This window comes from Paenibacillus sp. cl123, assembly GCF_900101595.1.
In the GTDB taxonomy this organism is placed as follows: domain Bacteria; phylum Bacillota; class Bacilli; order Paenibacillales; family NBRC-103111; genus Paenibacillus_G.
In genome coordinates, this window is record NZ_FMYY01000001.1 from 97,500 (window position 1) to 116,725 (window position 19,226).

The 19,226-nt window shown below is 53.9% G+C and carries 16 protein-coding genes, 1 pseudogene and 1 riboswitch; of the genes and pseudogenes, 14 read left to right on the forward strand and 3 right to left on the reverse strand.

The features are described 5' to 3' along the window. Positions 1 to 30: 30 nt before the first annotated feature. Positions 31 to 966, reverse strand: coding sequence for a magnesium/cobalt transporter CorA (corA, locus tag BLR08_RS00475; RefSeq protein WP_072329927.1), 936 nt, complete (start codon positions 964 to 966; stop codon positions 31 to 33). Between the two features lie 432 nt (positions 967 to 1,398). Next, a riboswitch (SAM riboswitch) is annotated at positions 1,399 to 1,572 on the forward strand. 139 nt (positions 1,573 to 1,711) lie between these two features. Between corA and metA the strand changes: the two genes are divergently transcribed. The 6 genes and pseudogenes from metA (at position 1,712) to BLR08_RS31520 (ending at position 7,363) form a co-directional block, all read left to right on the forward strand. Further along, entirely contained in the window at positions 1,712 to 2,638 is a 927-nt protein-coding gene (metA, locus tag BLR08_RS00480; RefSeq protein ID WP_072329929.1) for a homoserine O-acetyltransferase MetA, read from the forward strand. After that, positions 2,635 to 3,837: an aminotransferase class I/II-fold pyridoxal phosphate-dependent enzyme gene (locus tag BLR08_RS00485; RefSeq protein ID WP_072329931.1), complete on the forward strand. Its 1,203-nt coding sequence runs from the start codon at positions 2,635 to 2,637 to the stop codon at positions 3,835 to 3,837. The genes metA and BLR08_RS00485 overlap by 4 nt, the downstream gene beginning before the upstream one ends. 528 nt (positions 3,838 to 4,365) lie before the next feature. Then, positions 4,366 to 5,505 (forward strand): cyclic dehypoxanthinyl futalosine synthase, encoded by a 1,140-nt coding sequence (mqnC, locus tag BLR08_RS00495; RefSeq protein ID WP_072329935.1) that lies wholly within the window; start codon positions 4,366 to 4,368, stop codon positions 5,503 to 5,505. Positions 5,506 to 5,669: 164 nt separating this feature from the next. After that, positions 5,670 to 6,080: a VOC family protein gene (locus BLR08_RS00500; protein ID WP_371117075.1), complete on the forward strand. Its 411-nt coding sequence runs from the start codon at positions 5,670 to 5,672 to the stop codon at positions 6,078 to 6,080. Positions 6,081 to 6,277: 197 nt separating this feature from the next. Next, a pseudogene (locus BLR08_RS00505) lies at positions 6,278 to 7,120 on the forward strand (alpha/beta fold hydrolase); the annotation flags it as partial. After that, a complete protein-coding gene (locus tag BLR08_RS31520; protein ID WP_256257598.1) occupies positions 7,097 to 7,363 on the forward strand; it encodes a helix-turn-helix domain-containing protein in 267 nt (88 codons plus the stop codon). The pseudogene BLR08_RS00505 and the gene BLR08_RS31520, both read left to right, overlap by 24 nt. A 56-nt stretch (positions 7,364 to 7,419) precedes the next feature. Here BLR08_RS31520 and BLR08_RS00510 read toward each other — a convergent pair whose 3' ends face one another. Together BLR08_RS00510 and BLR08_RS00515 are read right to left on the reverse strand one after the other, a co-directional pair. Further along, on the reverse strand, positions 7,420 to 8,994 hold the full coding sequence (locus BLR08_RS00510; RefSeq protein ID WP_072329941.1) for a L,D-transpeptidase family protein: 1,575 nt from the start codon (positions 8,992 to 8,994) through the stop codon (positions 7,420 to 7,422). A gap of 120 nt (positions 8,995 to 9,114) precedes the next feature. Further along, entirely contained in the window at positions 9,115 to 10,227 is a 1,113-nt protein-coding gene (locus BLR08_RS00515) for a GGDEF domain-containing protein (protein ID WP_072329943.1), read from the reverse strand. Positions 10,228 to 10,361: 134 nt separating this feature from the next. Here BLR08_RS00515 and ytxC point away from each other — a divergent pair, with 134 nt between their 5' ends. The 8 genes from ytxC (at position 10,362) to BLR08_RS00550 (ending at position 19,212) form a co-directional block, all read left to right on the forward strand. Then, a complete protein-coding gene (gene ytxC, locus BLR08_RS00520; protein ID WP_072329945.1) occupies positions 10,362 to 11,291 on the forward strand; it encodes a putative sporulation protein YtxC in 930 nt (309 codons plus the stop codon). Between the two features lie 196 nt (positions 11,292 to 11,487). Beyond that, positions 11,488 to 13,428: a threonine--tRNA ligase gene (thrS, locus tag BLR08_RS00525; RefSeq protein WP_072329947.1), complete on the forward strand. Its 1,941-nt coding sequence runs from the start codon at positions 11,488 to 11,490 to the stop codon at positions 13,426 to 13,428. Positions 13,429 to 13,560: 132 nt separating this feature from the next. Next, positions 13,561 to 14,217, forward strand: a complete 657-nt coding sequence (locus BLR08_RS00530; protein ID WP_072329949.1) for a 3D domain-containing protein — start codon at positions 13,561 to 13,563, stop codon at positions 14,215 to 14,217. Between the two features lie 69 nt (positions 14,218 to 14,286). Beyond that, positions 14,287 to 14,451 carry a hypothetical protein gene (locus BLR08_RS30910; RefSeq protein WP_176835378.1) on the forward strand — a complete coding sequence of 55 codons (165 nt, stop codon included), beginning with the start codon at positions 14,287 to 14,289 and terminating at the stop codon, positions 14,449 to 14,451. Positions 14,452 to 14,572: 121 nt separating this feature from the next. Further along, the gene (locus tag BLR08_RS00535) at positions 14,573 to 14,986 is read left to right on the forward strand and encodes a YugN family protein (RefSeq protein ID WP_072329951.1); all 414 of its coding nucleotides are present in this window, start codon (positions 14,573 to 14,575) and stop codon (positions 14,984 to 14,986) included. A 229-nt stretch (positions 14,987 to 15,215) separates the two neighbouring features. Continuing rightward, a complete protein-coding gene (locus tag BLR08_RS00540) occupies positions 15,216 to 16,835 on the forward strand; it encodes a S1C family serine protease (protein WP_072329953.1) in 1,620 nt (539 codons plus the stop codon). A 135-nt stretch (positions 16,836 to 16,970) separates the two neighbouring features. After that, positions 16,971 to 17,663, forward strand: coding sequence for a response regulator transcription factor (locus BLR08_RS00545; protein WP_072329955.1), 693 nt, complete (start codon positions 16,971 to 16,973; stop codon positions 17,661 to 17,663). Between the two features lies 1 nt (position 17,664). Next, positions 17,665 to 19,212: a sensor histidine kinase gene (locus BLR08_RS00550; protein ID WP_072329957.1), complete on the forward strand. Its 1,548-nt coding sequence runs from the start codon at positions 17,665 to 17,667 to the stop codon at positions 19,210 to 19,212. Positions 19,213 to 19,226 lie beyond the last annotated feature (14 nt).

Sequence of the window (19,226 nt, forward strand, 5' to 3'; positions counted from 1 at the left end):
ATTTGCGCACAAAAAAACTGGCTCTGCGAGTCAGAGCCAGTCTTTCTTACGGAAAATATATAACATAAACATACCAAGGCAAACCATTGTTATAACCGCGATCATTCCGCCATATTGCCAGTGCAGGCCAGGTATATAGTCGAAATTCATCCCATATATGCCGGTAATGAAGGTGAGCGGCATGAAGATCGTCGTCAGCGCCGTAAACACGCGCATGATTTCATTGGCCCGGCTTGCCAGGCTGGATTGATAGGCTTCGCGCAAGTTGCCCATCAGATCGCGGAAGGTGTCGAAGGTTTCGGATATTTTCACGGCGTTCTCGAAGATGTCGCCGAAATATTTGCGCAGCGGTTCGCTGATGAGCTTCAAATCTTTTTTATTTAAAGTGTTAAGAACTTCTTTCTGAGGAACAAGCACTTTTTTCAACCAAAGAATTTCGCTCCGCAGCCCGATGATTTCATTCAGATGCGACTTCTTCGTATGCATCAGAATATCTTCCTCAAGCTTCTCGATCTTCGCTTCGATCCGGTCGCCGACGATCGTATAATTATCGACGATCAGGTCCATCAGATGATACAGGAACTGGTCGGGAGCGGTAACCTCTTCTTCCCACAGCACAGGCTTGAGGGCGCGAATTTCGTTGATTTTCTGCCGGGTGATCGTAATAATATAATGCTTGCCCAGAAAGATATTCAATGCGCGCAGGAAAATCTCCTCGTCGTCGAATCGGATGCTGTTGACCACGACAAAATAATGCGTGTCGTACAGCTCAATCTTGGGCCGCTGCTCCTCTTCGGTGAGCACATCCTCCACAGCCAGCTCGTGAAGATGAAACAAGGGCTGCAGCAGCTCCAAATCCTCAGGCTCGGCGTCAATCCAGTAAAAGCCGTGCTGGGGAGCTTCAACCGTTTGGGTAATATCGTCTACAAGTGTAAAAATGCCGTCTTGAACCAAGCGTGCCTTCACAGGTCTCACCCCTTTCGCGGTTTACCTGATCGGAAAGCGCGGCAGCCGCAGCTCTATCGCGAGCCGCCATCCGCTGGGTCTAGGCACATCCACGTATTCTCACGAACGCGCATGCCAAGCGGGCAGCAGCCGGATTCCGATCCAGGTCTTCTTATGTCGATATGAATCGTTGGAACGACTTATCGGGTCTCCGTCCATTCGAAAGCTGCACCCCTTTAGGCAGAAGTTTGTCGAATACTTGTCTAGTATACCCCTTCAATTTTGAGAATACAATCAATTTGTATGAGGATAGTCCTCTTGTGCTACACTATGGCGACAGCCCTTTTTTGGTGCATGCTGCTGCTTGACGCGCCAAGCATTTTCGATTACATTAGTTATATTGAAAGCTTAGCTTAAGCGTTACAACACTAACTGAATAGATTCGGTTTCACACTCTTATCAAGAGCAGGTTGAGGGACTAGCCCGATGATACCCGGCAACCGACACAAGATGGCGTTAGCTCACCCCTCGCGGTGATGCGGCGGCTGCCAGCTTGTGCACGGTGCTAATTCTTGCGGAGCCTTTTACTGGGGAGCTTCTCCAGGCAAAGATTCTGACAGATGAGAGAGGACGATGTATTATACAAAGGCCTTTCTCTCGTGCGTGCGAAGAAGGCCTTTTTCATTTGTCCGCGCTTATCCGCGGCGGCTGACTCCAGCACAGAGTGCGAGAAATTTCGAATCCAAAAAGAAAAGGAGTGATCCAGGTGCCTATCAAAATTCCGGACCATCTGCCCGCCAAGGAAGTGCTGAGTAATGAGAATATTTTTGTCATGGACGAGAGCGTAGCGTTTCAGCAGGATATTCGTCCGCTTCGCATTGTGATTCTGAATCTGATGCCTACCAAGGAGACGACGGAAACGCAGCTGCTCCGGCTTATCGGCAATACGCCGCTGCAGGTCGAGTTCGTGCTGGTGCATCCGAAAACCCACACGTCCAAAAACACCTCTGCGGAGCATCTTCAGCAATTCTACAAAACGTTCGACGATATCAAATACGAGCGGATGGATGGGATGATTATCACCGGCGCTCCGGTCGAAACGATGGATTTCGAAGATGTCACCTACTGGAACGAGCTTCGGCAGATTATGGATTGGAGCAAGACGAACGTCACTTCCACTCTCCATATATGCTGGGCGGCTCAAGCCGGCTTGTACCACCATTTCGGGATAAACAAGTACGGGCTCCCCGAGAAAATATTCGGCGTATTCCCGCACACGGTGACTACTCCCAATGTAAAGCTCGTACGGGGCTTCGACGAGATGTTTCTGGCGCCGCAATCCCGCCATACCGAGGTTCGGCGCGAGGATATCGAGGCGGTAGAAGAGCTGGAGATTTTGTCCGAATCGGAGGATGCCGGCGTCTATATTGCGGCAACACGCGATGGAAGGCAAATTTTCGTAACCGGACATTCCGAATATGACGCATGTACATTGAAGGCCGAATATGACCGCGATGTGAGCAAGGGCATGGAGATCGCGATACCGAAAAACTATTACCCGAACGACGATCCTTCCAAACCGCCGCTTAACACGTGGCGGGCGCATGCGAACCTGTTGTTCTCCAACTGGTTGAACTATTATGTATATCAAGAGACGCCTTACGATCTATATAAGGGGGACTACGTTATATGAGTTCGAGTGATAACAGGCAGCCGTTGAAAATCGAGAGCAGGCTGGCTCAGATCGGTTCTGTGGAGGAGCCGGTAACCGGGGCTGTCAGCTTCCCGATCTATCAGGCGACAGCCTTCCGCCATCCTCAGCTGGGGAAAAGCACGGGCTTCGACTATGCGAGAACGAAAAGCCCGACGCGCAAAGTGCTGGAGGATGCGATCGCTCAGCTCGAATCCGGGGATGCCGGCTTCGCCTGCAGCTCCGGTATGGCCGCTCTGCAAACCGTGTTCGCCAAGTTCGGGCAGGGTGACCATCTGATCGTTTCCCTGGATCTATATGGCGGCACGTACCGGCTGATCGAGAAAGTGATGTCGCGTTATGGCGTTACCGCTTCTTATGTCGATACCAACGACTTGGAGGCATTGGAGGCTCTTGCGCAGCCTAACACAAAGGCGATCGTCATCGAGACGCCGACCAATCCGCTTATGATGATCACGGATATCGAGAAAGTTTGCGCATGGGCCAGAGCGAAAGGAATTCTCTCCATCGTCGACAATACGCTGCTGACGCCGTTCTTCCAGCGTCCGATCGAGCTTGGCGCGGACGTGGTGGTCCATAGCGCAACGAAATATTTAGGCGGCCATAACGATGTGCTGGCCGGTCTGATCGTGACGAAGGGCAAGGAGCTGTCCGAGGAGATAGCGTTCCTGCACAACTCGATCGGCGCGGTGCTGAACCCGCAGGACAGCTGGCTGCTGATGCGCGGCATGAAGACGCTGGCTATCCGCATGGAGCGCCACGAGCATAACGCGACCCGGATCGCGGAATATTTGCAGCAGCATCCGGACGTAGAGGTCGTCTATTATCCGGCTCTTCCTTCGCACCCGGGGCATGATGTCCAGCGCAGACAATCGTCGGGCAACACCGGCATCTTCTCCTTTAAAATGAAGGATGCCCGTTATATCGAGCCTATCCTGAGGCATATCCGGCTCATTGCCTTCGCCGAGAGCCTGGGCGGCGTCGAATCGCTGATGACTTATCCGGCAGTCCAGACCCATGCGGACATCCCCGAGGAGATCCGGCTTAAGGTCGGCGTGGACGACAAGCTGCTTCGTTATTCGGTTGGAATTGAACATGTGGAGGATTTGATTGCCGACCTGGCAAGAGCAATTGAACTGGCCAAGCAAGAGGTCGAAGCCGGTCTGACCTTGCAGAGCTGACACGGGAGCAAACTCGGCACGCTCCTGCATAAACGGTCCGGATCGATTCCGGGCAAAAGGAGATGACCGCTGCAGCCTATGCGCTGCAGCGGTTATTTCGTTTGGAGTGGAATTTTCAACGTCTTCCTGCTGAAGGCGCAGCTCCATGTCGCTGAGCCTATCAACTGTGAAGTGATCGCCGGAGGCGCCAAGCGCGAAGAGGAAGCGGACATGCCGGTCGAGATGTATGTGAATATGGTGCAAGGCTTTTACTGCAAAACCGCGGCCGCTTATTCCCGGTCAGGAAAGGGTTCTCCGGCTGAGCCAGCTCAAGGAGAAACTGAATCTGCATCGGAGGAGTCAGCCTGCTTAGCTTACTGCTATAGAATGTCTGACGGCAGCGTCAGGCGGTTTTGACGTAAGGGCGGTTTGAACGTTTCTTAACAAAATATCGCGACGGCGAATGCATGTTCGGAAATGGCTGGGTTTAGTTATAGCGAAATACGGGTGATTTATGATACGATGGAAAGGATAAAGGAGATGACTGCGATGAGTTCCATCGACCGGATATTGGAACAAACGCTCGCCGGCAACCGGCTGAGCGTAGAGGATTGTGTAGCTTTATACGAATCGGATCAGATTGAGAAGATGGGACATGCCGCTAATCAGATGATGCTGCGCTACCATCCGGACCCGATCACAACGTTCGTCATCGGGCGCAATGTTAATTATACGAATATTTGCGATGTTTACTGCCGGTTCTGTGCTTTCTACCGCGCCCCTGGCTCCAAGGAAGGTTATGTGCTGCCGGACGAGACGATTTTCCAGAAAATTCAAGAAACGATCGATGTGAAGGGTACGGAGATTTTGATGCAGGGCGGTACGAATCCAGATCTTCCTTTCACCTACTATACGAATATTCTCCGGGAAATCAAAGCAAGATTCCCGGAGATTACGATGCATTCCTTCTCCCCCGCGGAGATCATGAAAATGAAGGAAGTATCGGAAGGGCTGACGCTTGAAGAGGTTGTCCGCGCGCTGCATGAAGCCGGTCTGGACTCGCTGCCGGGCGGCGGTGCGGAGATCCTGGATGACCGTACGCGGCGGAAGATCAGCCGCAAGAAGGGCTCCTGGACCGAGTGGATGGACGTGATGAAGACGGCCCATCGCATCGGGATGAACACGACGGCGACGATGGTTATCGGCTTCGGCGAAACCTATGAAGAGCGCGCGATGCATATGCTGCGCGTGCGCGAGGCGCAGGATGAATGCATCAGGGCCGGGCATCCGTCCGAAGGCTTCCTGGCCTTTATCTCCTGGACCTTCCAGCCGGACAATACGAATCTGAAGGCCGAGAAGCTGGGCGCCGAGGATTACCTGAAAAATGTCGCGATAAGCCGTCTTATGCTGGACAACATCAAGAACTTCCAATCCTCGTGGGTAACGATGGGACCTGAGGTTGGCAAGCAGTCGCTCCACTATGGCTGTAACGACTTCGGCTCGACGATGATCGAGGAGAACGTTGTTTCCGCCGCAGGAACGACGCACAAAGTCAACATCGGCTCGACCCTCGACCTGATCCGTCAGGCAGGCAAAATTCCTGCGCAGCGCAACACGCGATATGAGATTTTGCGGATGTTTGACGACGAGAATGTGAAGGTCGAGAACGACTTCGTGATGCAGAACTAAGGGTTTGAGATGCAGGAGCTTCAGCGCTTGTCCGATAGCAGCCTCGTTGTCAGACAAGCGCTGTTTGGTGCGGCCCGGTAACGGGAAAGATGTATGCTGTCCCCGATAAGGGTCAAACCTATATAATGAAAAGGAGAGTGAAGCAGTTGGCTATTGAAGTATACATGAATTTTAACGGAAATTGCCGGGAGGCCGTCGAATTTTACGCTGAGGTGTTCAAGACGGAGAAGCCGCATATGATGACTTTTGGGGAGGCTCCTCCCAATCCTGAGTTTACTTTGCCGGAAGCCGCCAAGAACCTGATCATGCATGCGAAGCTGGTGATCGACGGCAGCACGGTGATGTTCTCCGATACATTTCCCGGGATGCCTTTCACAGCGGGCAATAATATCAACCTGACTGTCGTCAGCAAAAACGTCGATGATATTAAAGCGTATTATAACGGCTTGAAGGAAGGCGGCAAAGTAGAAATGGAGCTGCAAGAAACGTTCTGGAGCCCATGCTACGGCAAGCTGACCGACAAGTTCGGGATTGAATGGCAGCTCAGCTACGATAACGGTCAGATGGGCCAATAGCATAAGCAAGACCGCGGCCGGCAGCCGTCCGAAAAAGGGACAGGCTGCCGGCTATTTTTGCGACAGGGCGTGCAGATCAGATCGGCGACAGGTATACGGGAATATAACGAATATAAGCGTTTTTTCCGTATAAGCTCCAAACCGAATTTGATAAAATAAGGAAAAGAAGCAAGGATTAAAGGAAGGGGAGTTTGCCGATGGAGAAATACGGAACGGTAGGTATAGACGGCTTCGAGCTGGCTTACCGTGTAGAAGGGGAGGGCACTCCCATACTCGTAGTAGGCAGCCGTATGTATTACCCTAGGCTCTTCTCGGAGGAGCTGAGGAACAAGTTTCAATGGATCTTTATCGACCATAGGGGCTTTGTGAAGCCGCCCGGAGCAGTGAGCGCCGAGCAGTATGCTTTGGAAACCGTGGTCGATGATATCGAAAAAATCAGACAACACCTGGGCCTGGAGCAAGTAGTTATGCTGGGACATTCGGGGCATGCTTTTTTGGCGCTGGAGTATGCGATTAAATATCCGGAGCGTGTCCGCGAGCTGGTGCTGCTTAATTCGGCGCCTTCGAACAGTGAGGAAAGGCAGCGGCAGAGCTTGGCTTATTTCGCCGAGCATGCAAGTCCGGATAGAAAGAGGAAGTTCGAGCAGGACATAGCCGGGCTGGCATCGGACATCGAGCGGGAGCCGGACAGGCGTTTCGTCCATCTGTTGATTAGGATGGGAGCCCATAGCTTCTATGATTATAACTTTGATTCCGGCTATTTATGGCAAGACGTTTATACGAATATGCAAATTATCGATCATTTGTGGGGAGAGGCGTTCGCGAAGCTGGATATGATGGAGCGCTTGGCCTATGTACGCATGCCGGTGCTTCTCGGCCTGGGCAGCTATGATTATTTGGTAGCTCCGCTCTCCCTATGGGATAGGGTGGAAGAGAGGTATCAGCATGTCAATAAGGTTGTGTTCGAGCACAGCGGCCATAATCCGATGCTTGAAGAGCCTGAGCGATTTGACTCCGTGCTCGTCGGCTGGCTTAATCAAGAAAACCGCGCGGCGGCATTCGGCGGGCGTATCAAGCAGCTGCGCCGGCAGCAGGAGCTGACGCTGCGGAAGCTTTCGGAGAAAGCAGGCATCAGCTATTCCTTAAGCCATGCGATTGAGAGGGGCGAGCTGCTCCCGACCGAGGAGGCGGTGTTGTCCATCGCCCGCGCTCTCGGCCAACATAAGCCGGACGAGCTGCTGGCTCTGGCCGGCTATGGACGCGAGCAGGGCAAAGCCGACTGAGCGGTTGAGTGCCGAGTGGCAAAACGAACGATTAAGCGACTAAGCGACTAAGTGCGTCATCCCAGCCAATAGAACAGGACGCCATCCGCCCGTTCACGGGCTTCTTCATAAGAAGCATGCGCAAGCTGCGGGATCAGCAGTCCTGTACGGCCTGCGGCTTCGCCGCCACCTGCAGCTTTGGATGGGAGCGGCTCTCCACTTCCGCCCGTCCCCGCATCCCCGATGACGACTTCGGTTCCCAGAGGAACAAGCTTGAAGAGAGCGGTCATGTCCGCATTGTTTAGCCGTATACAGCCCAAGGAACGGTTGGCGCCGATCGACGCGTCATCCGCTGTCCCATGCAGGGCGATCTCTTCCAAGCCAAGCGCTGCGGATCCGTAAACGCCGGGCGTCCGGCTTGAAGGCGACAGAACACGCGCATTCACATGAAAGCTGCCGGAGGGAGTAGAGTCGCCGGCCCCCAGGCCCACGGGGTAGCGGGCAATTGACAGTTTGCCGCTGCGGAGCTCCACGAGATGCTCGGTACGATTCACCCACAGCTTTACCGGCTCGAAAGGAAGCTCGGCCGCCGTTTGCGGTCCTGCAAGCTCCTGCCCTCCCTCCGTCAGCGTTGTATTCGGATAGAACATCGCTTCTGCCGATGCCGCGTTTCTATCGTACACCCAGCCCCCGCTTCCATCAAAAAAGGTCCGGACATCGTCCGAACCGGATCGGGCTTCCTCGGGAAGGAAGCTCAAGTAATTATGAGGATACGCTTGGAGCAGCTCCGCAACTGTTGCCGGGGCATGCCCGTTACTCGCCGTATAGGCGACAAGGGCGGTGCGAACGAGATTGGCCGAAGCCTGGTTGCGCGATTTCAGCTGAGGCAGATCCGGCTGGAGAAAGCGGATTTTAACAGCCCGATCTACGGCCGGATTATATTCGGCGATGACGAAGGCTTTGCTCCTCCATGCTTCATCAGGCAGCGGAACCGCTTGCAGCTCCGGATAGTCCGCAGATGAAGCGACGCCGTACAGCATAATCAGCGAGTTGGGATAAGCTTTGGCCAAACTGAGCGTTTTCTCATGAAGGGCATGCTCGACATCCTGATTGGACTTGCCATGCGGAATCGTCAGCATAAACGGATGCTCGGCGCTTTCATAAGTGACGGACTTGCCGACGACAGGCCAAGGCTTCAAAAACGTCACAACCTTCGTTAGGGAAGGCGGCGTAAAAAACAGCAGCAGCAGCACGACATTGACAAGCAGCAGAGTGAGCAGCAGCACTTTGAGAAATAAAGGCAGCACGCGTTCCTCCCGCGCAGCGGTTTCCTCCTCGGCGGCCGATGCATCGGCAAAATGATGCTCTTCCTCCTGCTTGATCAAGCGGCGGATCGAAGCGGATGCCTGATAATAGTAGTCCGACGGATAAGTATGCATCGCTTGCTGGTAATGCAAAATGGCTTTTTTGCGCATCTCTTTCTGTTCATAGTGCTGGGCCAGACGGAAATGTGCTTCGGGCGAATGAGGGTCGAGGTAACGGATGACCTTCTCATGATAGAGCGGGTCAAACCGATTCAGATAAAGATTTTTGCGCAAACGCACCAACTGGTCTGACGATGGAGAAGGGAAACGACCGCGTACAGGCTGCATCACAATCCTCCTAGCTTAGCTTTGTCGTACAATTATGATACAAATAGTATCATAATGAAGCGTATAGTTCAAATATAATACAAAATGTATCCTTGTGGAAATAAAAAAACCTTGCATCCCCTACGATGTCAAGGTCACTCGTTCTTCCTGGTACAGCTCGATCCGATTGCGGCCTTTATGCTTGGCGCGGTAAAGAGCCGTATCCGCGCCTCCAAATAAATCCTCTTTGGCGCAGCCTTTATAAAAGGCATGCAGGCCGATGCTGATGGTGACCTGATTGCCGTTTAACTCCTCGTGCCTTACGGCAGAAATATGATGACGGATACGCTCCAACTGCAGCAGCGCATCCCGCGCATCGGTTTCTGTGAACAGGATGGCGAATTCTTCGCCGCCGTATCGCGCCGGGAAGTCGTTGGGCGACACCATCTCTTGAAGGATACAGGCGACTTTCTTCAGGACCGCGTCTCCAGCGCGATGGCCGTAAGTATCGTTCACTTTCTTGAAATGATCGATATCCAGCAGCGCCAGCTGGAAGCTTAGATCATTCTGCTCGCCTTGCCTTATCAGCTCTTCGAGATATTCATGGAACGACATATGGTTGTACAGGCCGGTAAGCGCATCGGTTTTGGCGAGCTTATCCATCAAAATATTTTTGACCAGCAGATCCTGCTCGGAGGCGATGGTGGAGCGCAAGTCTTTCATCAGATCCGATCCCCGCTTCATCACCTCAAGCCCAAGAAAAGTGCCGATCAGCAAGACGATCGTCATAACGAACAGATCAATGTCTGTATAAGCGGACATATGTTTCAACTGAAGGCCATACAAGGTCCAGAGAGCGGCCAAGGTAATAAAAAAGGCGAATACAATCTTACGTCCTTGAAAGTAAAAAATAGATGTCAAAATCGGCAAAAACAACGTCGTAATTAACGGACCGATCATGGGAAACGAAATTATCAAATTGAGCGACAAAATAAGGCCGCCCGTAATTACAATATAATCATTCCAGCTCTTCAGCAGCTTCAGAACCGCTTCAACGACTAAAAGCCCGATGCAGGTCCAGCACGCAAACTGACCGACAAGTGCAATCGGGTAATCCTGTGAACGAGTGTAGCTGTAGACCCCGGCTAATGCTGCGCTTGCCGCGATGCAGATAACAGCTATAATCCAATAGCCGTTCAAGAACCTCCGGTTCCAACGCGGCATCTTGGCGTGATTGACCACATCAAAAACCATAGGACTCACTCCATAATTCTGGTTAAATCTCATTTATTACTATACCATGGCCATTTGTTGTTTGTATATATGGTAGTCGCGGGCCATATACTTTAAAGGAACAAAGCAACGGGACTGAAAGGAGTGAAGCAAGCATGAAGCTGTTAACGGTTATGACTCATGTGCGAACGGAAGCGCAGGCGGAGCATGCGGCACGCATGTTTAAGCTATCCGGCGAGCTCTTACATAATGCAAATAAAATTCAGATAACGGCTGACAAGCATGGAGGAACGCTCAAAATCGATCTCTCCGGCCGGCTGCCCGACTTTCAGCTTCAAAGGGACGGAGAGATCTTTTTGGCGGAAGCGGCTGAGGCATTGGCGTCTTACATTATGCAGGAAGAGGAAGAGAGGCTCCTGTGCAAGCTGATTCGCGTTGATTTTCATTACAAGCAAGAGGCGGAAATTGAGCAAATTTTGACCTATTGCGACCATATTCTGAATGATGCCGAAGAAGTGTCAGCCGCAAGCGCCAGCGCGAACGCGAGAAAACGCCGTAAGGAAAAGCTGGCCGGCGAGATCGAGGCTTATATACGTACGGAAACCGAGCTTCATATCGATGGCTTGCTGCGCTTTCGGCTTCAGGCGTACAAGCAGGAGCTCAGAGAGGTGGCCGAATACGCGATCGACGAATTTATGATGGACCGCCAATATCAGGAGTTTATTTCGCTGCTGCAATATTTTGTCTATATTCAGGAAGCGAAAATTCCGTTCGTTCATCTGGTACACAAGGGAGGCAGCGAGTTCAAGCTGCTGAATGACCGGATGGAGGAGATTGAGCCGGATGATCCCGAGGCTGTCGTGACCGTAGAGATGCTGGAGAAGGATATGAATTTCGAGGATATGATCGTCAGCACGCTGATCACGGTGTCCCCGCAGACGATCTACATTCATACCCGGGAGCCGGAGGCTCAGGTTATCAGGACGATCCGGCAAATTTTCGAGAACCGGGTAGAGCTGTGCGGGTACTGCAGACTATGCCAAAATCTTGACCGCTCGGCCGCGGCCGAATATAATAAGATTTAAAGCTGAGGATCTGTTTGCGTCGCATGGTATGCGGGCCGGAAGCTTGATGCCGGCAGACGACGGGTTGATTTAGGGTGGAACCACGAGCCAAGCGCACTCGTCCCTTTGTGGGAGGAATGCGCTTATTATTATTTCAAGGCTAAGCAAGGCTCCGCCAGGAGCGATTCTTAAGCATGAATACGGAGGTTTGGCGAACATGGCAGTGAAGGTAACGTTTCCGGACGGAGCTGTTCGGGAGTATGAACAGGGAACAACGATCGAAGAGGTGGCCGGCTCCATCAGCAGCGGTTTGAAGAAAAATGCCGTGATCGGCAAGCTGAACGGCAAGCCTGTGGACTTGAATACGGCCCTGGAAGAGGATGCGGCGCTGGAGATTGTAACGCTCGACAGCGAAGCGGGGCTTGAGGTATATCGTCACAGCACGGCTCACTTGATGGCTCAGGCAATCAAGCGTATTTATGGAGAGAAGACGGTCAAGCTTGGGATCGGTCCGGTAATTGAGGACGGATTTTATTACGATATCGATCTGGAGAGCTCCATCACGCCTGAAGACCTGACGAAGATCGAGAAAGAGATGGAGCGCATCGTCCAGGAAAATCTGCCGATCCGCCGGCGTGTCGTCAGCCGCGAGGAAGCGCTGCGTATTTTCGGCGAGCTGGAAGATCCCCTCAAGCTGGAGCTGATCCGGGACTTGCCGGAGGATTCGGTGCTTACGATCTATGACCAAGGCGAGTTTTTCGATTTGTGCCGGGGGCCTCATCTGCCTTCCACCGGCCGCATCAAGGCGTTCAAGCTGCTCAGCGTAGCGGGCGCGTACTGGCGCGGAGATTCCAAGAACAAGATGCTGCAGCGGATTTACGGTACGGCGTTCCCCAAGAAGGCGGAGCTGGACGAGCATCTGCATCTGCTGGAGGAAGCGAAGAAACGCGACCACCGCAAGCTCGGCAAGGAGCTGAAGGTATTCGGCTTCTCCAGCGAGGTCGGACAAGGCCTCCCTCTTTGGCTGCCTAACGGAGCCAAAATCCGCCGCACGATGGAGCGGTATATCGTTGATTTGGAAGAGCGTCTCGGCTACCAGCATGTGTACACGCCTGTGCTTGCCAACGTCGAGCTGTACAAGACAAGCGGACACTGGGAGCACTATCAGGAGGACATGTTCCCCAAGATGGTGATGGACAACGAGGAGCTTGTTCTTAGACCGATGAATTGTCCGCATCATATGATGGTGTACAAGAGCGATATGCGCAGCTACCGGGATCTGCCGGTACGGATCGCCGAGCTCGGCATGATGCACCGTTACGAGATGTCGGGCGCGCTGACCGGACTGCACCGCGTACGCGCGATGACGTTGAACGACGCCCATATTTTCTGCCGTCCGGACCAGATCAAGGAAGAGTTCGCGCGGGTCGTAAACCTGATTCGTCATGTATACGAAGACTTCGGCATCAAGGAATACCGCTTCCGTCTGTCCTACCGCGATCCGAAGGATACCGAGAAATACTTCCAGAACGACGAGATGTGGGAGATGTCGCAGCGGATGCTGCGCGAGGTCGTCGAGGAGCTGGGGCTGCCTTTCTTCGAAGCCGAAGGGGAAGCCGCTTTCTACGGGCCGAAGCTTGACGTGCAGATCAAGACGGCGCTCAAGAAAGAGGAGACGCTGTCTACGGCGCAGCTCGACTTCCTGCTGCCGGAGCGGTTCCAGCTCGAGTATGTAGGCGCAGACGGACAGAAGCATCGTCCGGTCGTCATCCACCGCGGCATTATTTCCACGATGGAGCGTATGACGGCATTTCTGCTGGAAAACTTCGCGGGAGCGCTGCCGACTTGGCTAAGCCCTGTTCAAGCCAAAGTGCTGCCGGTATCGGGCAACTTCGACGCTTATGCACGCGAGCTTCAGGAAAAGCTGCAATTGGCGGGCATCCGGGTGGAAGCCGATCTGCGCAATGAGAAGCTGGGCTATAAGATCCGCGAAGCGCAGCTGGAGAAAATTCCTTATATGCTTGTCGTCGGGGAGAACGAAGTGAAGTCCCAGGGAGCTTCTGTGCGCAAGCGCGGAGCGGGCGATCTGGGTGCGCAAAGCATCGACCAGGTGATTGCGATGATTCAGCAAGATATTGCGAGCAAAACCGTATCCTAATACCATGAGCACAAATGAAGACGTTCCTTCGGGAGCGTCTTTTGGCCGTTGCTGAGCTGAAACACAGGTTTGTGTATAAAACCTCCTCGTCCTGGAGACTCTTCTATAGTAAGGGGAGGTTTAACAAAACCTATGTTAACGAAAAGCGCAAGTCATGCCAAATGGATCTGTCTCCTTGTGACGATGCTGATCAGCTTGATATGGCTTGAAGAAAATCGAACGCCACCGATTACCAGCGCAAATCATCAGCCGTTTGCCGTCTCGGGTCCGATCGCAAGTCCGGTAAGCGCCGTCTCGGCTGCCGCAGGTCAGGAGCCGTCCGGCACGCCTGTAAGGGCTGCGGAAGCGTCCGTGCGAAGGCAGCGGGACTATAAGCTGTTTCCTCGCCAGGACGAGGACCTGTCCAAGCTTCGCGCCGTTGAGGTAACGGCGACGGGTTATTATGCAGGTCCCGAATCGACGGGAAAGAGGCCGGGACATCCGGAATACGGCGTCACTTACTCCGGCTTGAAGGTTTCACGCGACTACGGTTCCTTATCTACGATCGCTGCAGACCCGCATATTTTTCCGCTGGGCACGATTCTCTACATCCCGGGTTACGGGTACGGCGTAGTGGCGGATACCGGAGGAGCAATCAAGGGAAACCGAATCGACTTATATTTCGAAACGAAGGATCAGGTATATAAAGAGTGGGGCAAAAAAACGTTGAAGGTATTCGTGGTGCGGCTGGGCGACGGCAAGCTGACAGAAACCATGTGGAAGCAGATGAAGGAAGACATGCTTCGATAAAACCAAATTTATGATTCATAAAATCCCCCCGTATCAGGCCATACTATGGTTGTCGGGGAGGTGATAGCCATGGCGAAAAACAACAAGAACAACAAAAATAACAATCAGCAATATAATGCCGAGTTTGCCCAAGAAGTTGGTGCGAATCAAGCGAACCAAGTAAACCAAGTAAACCAAGCTCAAAACAACAATGCCGTTAATCAAAATAACGCGGCAAACGAAGAACAACAATAAGCTTGTCGATGCGAAAAGGAAGCCTTGAGGCGAAAGCCCGGGTTTCCTTTTTTAAGAGTATCTTCCTCGAAGGCTTTGATCAGCAGCTTTTCTTGGCGAGGAAAGGGGGAAGGAAAATCGTATGGTGCCATTGGATTCGAAGCTTGCGGGGATAGAGGAGCCTTACGACAAAGCTGCGGGCGTACTGCAGGAGTTCGAGTTTTCGCTTGGCGGCAACTGGGATTATGAGCACGGCTGCTTCGACAGGTCTCTGGACGAAGGCCATAAGGTGTGGCTGCGCATCCCGTTCGAAGTGACTCATGGCGTGCTGGAGGGCGAGAACGGGGGAGTCGGCACGGTCATTCAGCTTGGCTCGCCGTTCGTGCTTAAGCATCTGTATAATGAAGGCTTGGATGAGGAAGCCCAGGTGCGCGTCGTCAGCGCGCTGTTCGATCAGTTCCAGGAGCCTGTCGATAAGGATGCGCCCGTGGAGGGAGAATGGGTCGATCAGGCGAAGCTGGTGCTGAAGGAAGTGGAAAGCCGCTGGCTGCAATAAGCAGAAGCCGATCAGGAAGACCTCGGGACTGACGTTCCCTTGGTCTTTTTTGTCATGATGAAAGGAAAATGGGGTTATTTCGTGCTGTCTTGACAGGTTTTAACTTCGTTTTATGTTTCTTTAAGGTTGTTTTAAGGTTACAGGTTCAATATATAGACAAGAGCAAAAACTTAGCGCTAGCGCACTCGCAGATGACTATTTCCGATTATTGAAACGGAGGTAAGGCACGATGGAAAGCAATAATAACAATAATAACCATAATTCCAATAACTCGGGCGGCTCGTACAACCCGTTCAACGATTTCTTCCGCCAGCAAGGTGGAGAGCAGGGGCATGCCGAATCGGGAGTTGGAGCTTCGGATGGACGCGAAAAGGCGATGCGAGAAGAGGCGCCCGGTTCGCCGGAGCAGACGGACGAGCGGGCGGAGAAATCCTCCCATTACTTCGCCTACGGCCCGTATCAGCGTGGGGCAGCGGATACGACCTCCAGCGACAGCGCCGGCTCATCGCCGGTCGAGGTGACGCCGCCCAAGCCGGTTCGTCCTCTGTATATGGGCGACGGCAACAATCCCGGTCCGGGTCAATGGCAATTCTCCAAGCCGGAGAAAAAAAGCAGCGGCTTCCGCAGCCTGTTTGCCTCCTTCATGGCGGGCGTCGTGGTCGTCGGGGCGTTGATGTTCGCTTCCGACAAAATGAACCTGTTTACCGGCGCTGAAGGTGTGATGGCCGGACCGGGCGGAGGCGGAGCCTCAGCGGCGGCGCCAGCCGCAGGCAGCGGCGCCGTCCGTCCTACCGCGCTGGATATGTCGCGGCCTAATAATATTGCGGCTATCGTGGAGCAGTCGAGCCCTGCGGTCGTGAAGATCGAGACGAAGGTCAAAGCCAAAAGCTCGCGCGGCGGCAGCTCATTCTTCAACGATCCGTTCTTCCGCCAGTTCTTCGGCGATGATTTCGGTTCTTCGCCGCAGGATCAGAACCAAGGCGGCCAGCTGCAGCCCGGAGGGATGGGAACAGGCTTTATTTTTGAGAAATCCGGCTATATTCTGACCAATGAGCATGTTATCGACGGCGCCGACGAGATCTGGGTATATGTGCAGGATCACAAGGAGCCGTTCAAGGCGGAGCTGCTTGGCAACAGCTACGATCTGGACTTGGCCGCGCTGAAGATTACGCCGGAGAGCGGCAAGGAATTCCCGACGCTGCCGCTGGGAAGCGCCGACGATCTGAGAGAAGGGGACTGGGTGGTCGCTATCGGCAACCCTTACGGCTTCGATCATACGGTAACCGTGGGCGTACTAAGCGCCAAGGAGCGTCCGATCAGCATTCCGGACGCCAACGGCACTCGCAACTATAAGCATCTGCTGCAGACGGACGCTTCGATTAACCCCGGCAACTCCGGCGGCCCGCTGTTGAACTTGAACGGGGAAGTTATCGGCATCAATACGGCGGTGAGCGCTCAAGCGCAAGGCATCGGCTTCGCCATCCCGACGAGCACGATCTCCTCGGTGCTGGAGAATCTGAAAAACAATGTGAAGATTCCGAAGGAGCCTGTTCCTTATGTAGGGATCTCCATGGCGGACATCGACAAGGAATGGGTAGCTGAGCTGAAGCTGGAAAACAACGAAGGGGCGATCGTCTCGCAAGTCGAGCGCAAGAGCCCGGCCTTCGCCGCCGGCATTCGTCCTTATGATGTTATCGTCGACCTGAACGGCACGAAGGTGAAAACCCCGGCTGAGGTGAGCGAGACCATCAAAAAGATGAAGGTCGGAGATAAAGTGACGATCGGCATTATGCGCGACGGCAAGAAGCAAAGCATCGAGGTTACGATCGGCAACCGGAATGCCGAGTAAACCGGCATACAGGAAGCAGGGCTCTCACGCAGGATGCCCTGCTTCTTTTTTTTGAAGAATGCCGGAAGCCGAGCGGCGATTAGATTCCAGGGGCTCTTTTCGTTACAATGAGGATATAAGGAAGGTGAAGCGCGCGTGCGAGAGAAAATATTGGTGATCGACGATGATGAGAAAATAACGTCCATGCTCCGCAGGAGTTTGGCCTTCGAAGGATATTCCGTCCTGACGGCCAATCATGGCATGGACGGCTTGAAGCAGATCCTCGAACATGAGCCCGATGTCGTCATCGTGGATGTGATGATGCCGCAATTGGACGGCTGGGAGGTTGTCCGCCGCATCCGGGAGGGCGGCTCGGAGGTGCCCGTGCTGATGCTGACGGCCAAGGATGAGGTGAGCGACAGGGTGAAGGGGCTGGATCTCGGCGCCGACGATTACCTCGTCAAGCCGTTCGCGCTGGAGGAGCTGCTGGCCCGCGTCCGTGTACTGCTTAGGCGCAAGACTGCGGATAAGACGGAAGCTTCGACGAACAAGCTGCAGTACCAGGATGTGTTTATGGATCTGGATACCCGAGAGGTGTTCAGGGGCGGGCAGCGGATCGAGCTGACGACCAAGGAATTCGATCTGCTTCATCTGTTCTTGCAGAATCCGCGCCGCGTGCTGTCCAGAGACATTATTATGGAGAAAATATGGGGTTATGATTACAGCGGAGAGTCCAACGTGCTTGAGGTATATATTGCGCTGCTCAGGCAAAAAACAGAGGAGCACGGACATAAGCGGATCATCATCACGGTTCGCGGCGCGGGGTACGTGCTAAGAGGAGAGGCTTGACATGTCGATTCGCTTGCGCCTGACACTATGGTACACCGGGATTTTGACGGCAACTCTCTTTGTGCTGGCGCTCGGGCTTTATTTCTACATGAACTACATTATTTTTACGGGGCTTCGCCCGGACCTGAAGGAAGAGGCGAATTACGTGCTGCCGCGGATCAAGGCGCTGCCCACCGTCTCTTCCCAAGGGTTCGGCTTTAACTTCGAGCTGTCAGGACGCAACTCGATACGCAGCAGCAAGCTGCTTATTCAGGTGGTCAATCTGCAGGACGGACGCAAGTTTCGTTCGGATGAGCTGATCGACGCGGGACTGGAATTTCCCGGGGTGAACGACAAGAAGGTGGCCTGCGTGCTGGCCGGTGACAGCGATTGCCTGTACGAGAAGGTCCGGATCAAAGGCTACGACTTCCTGCTCTACAACGCGCCGGTCTATGCTTCTACCTTTTTCGGTGTGCAGGACCAGCCGATCGGGATGATGCAAGCGGCCTTCTTCATCGGGCATTACGAGCAATTATTCGGCAAGCTGCGGCTGGTGCTGACCGTTACGATGCTGCTGGGCATCGTGCTGGCGGCTTCGATCGGCTGGTTCCTCGCCCGAAAGGCACTGCGTCCTATCGAGCAGGTCATAGCGGCGACCAATCAGATCGAGAAGGGCGCCGATCTGCAGCGGCGCATCGAATACAAGGGGCCGGGGGACGAAATAGGCGTGCTGACCGAGACGATCAACGGCATGCTGGGCCGGCTTCAGGGCGCGTACCGGGAGATGGAGGAGGCTTATGCGGCGCAGCGGCGGTTTGTATCCGATGCGTCGCATGAGCTGAGGACCCCATTGACGACGATCCGGGGCAATGTGGAGCTGCTGGAGAAGATGTGGAAGCAAACTCAGCGGCAGCAGGAGGAGGCCCGGACGATGCCCGCCATCGAGCTGAGCCTGGAGGCGATGCGCGACATCTCGGACGAAGCCGAGCGCATGTCCCGGCTTGTCAACGATCTGCTGGCGCTGGCCAGGGCGGATGCGGGCTTCCAGATGACGAGGCAGCAGCTGGAGCTTAAGCCGCTGCTCGAGGATGTAGCGCGCAAGGCGTCCATGCTGCCCCGGACCTCGACCTGGACGGTGGGCGATCTGAGCGATGCGGAAGGGACTTTTATTTACGGCAATCCGGATTATATGCAGCAGCTGCTGTTCATCTTTATCGAGAACGCCTTCAAGTATACGGAGAAGGGCAGCGTTCGTTTGGAAACAAGGCGTCATGACGGCCAGATCGGAATCTGCATCCAGGATACGGGCATCGGGATGGATAAGGATGAGGTGCCGCATATTTTCGACCGGTTCTACCGGGCCGATATCTCCCGCGGGCAGAAGACGGGGATAGGACTCGGCTTGTCCATCGCCAAGTGGATTATCGATGAGCATGAAGGCTCGATCGAGGTGACGACGCGCAAGGGAGAGGGCACCGCCTTCGTGATCTGGTTTCCGATTACGCCAAGCGCCGTCTCAGGGAGCAGCGAATCGTCCACCCATTTCCTCTCTGACGGGAATCGGGTATAATGGAGTGACAGACT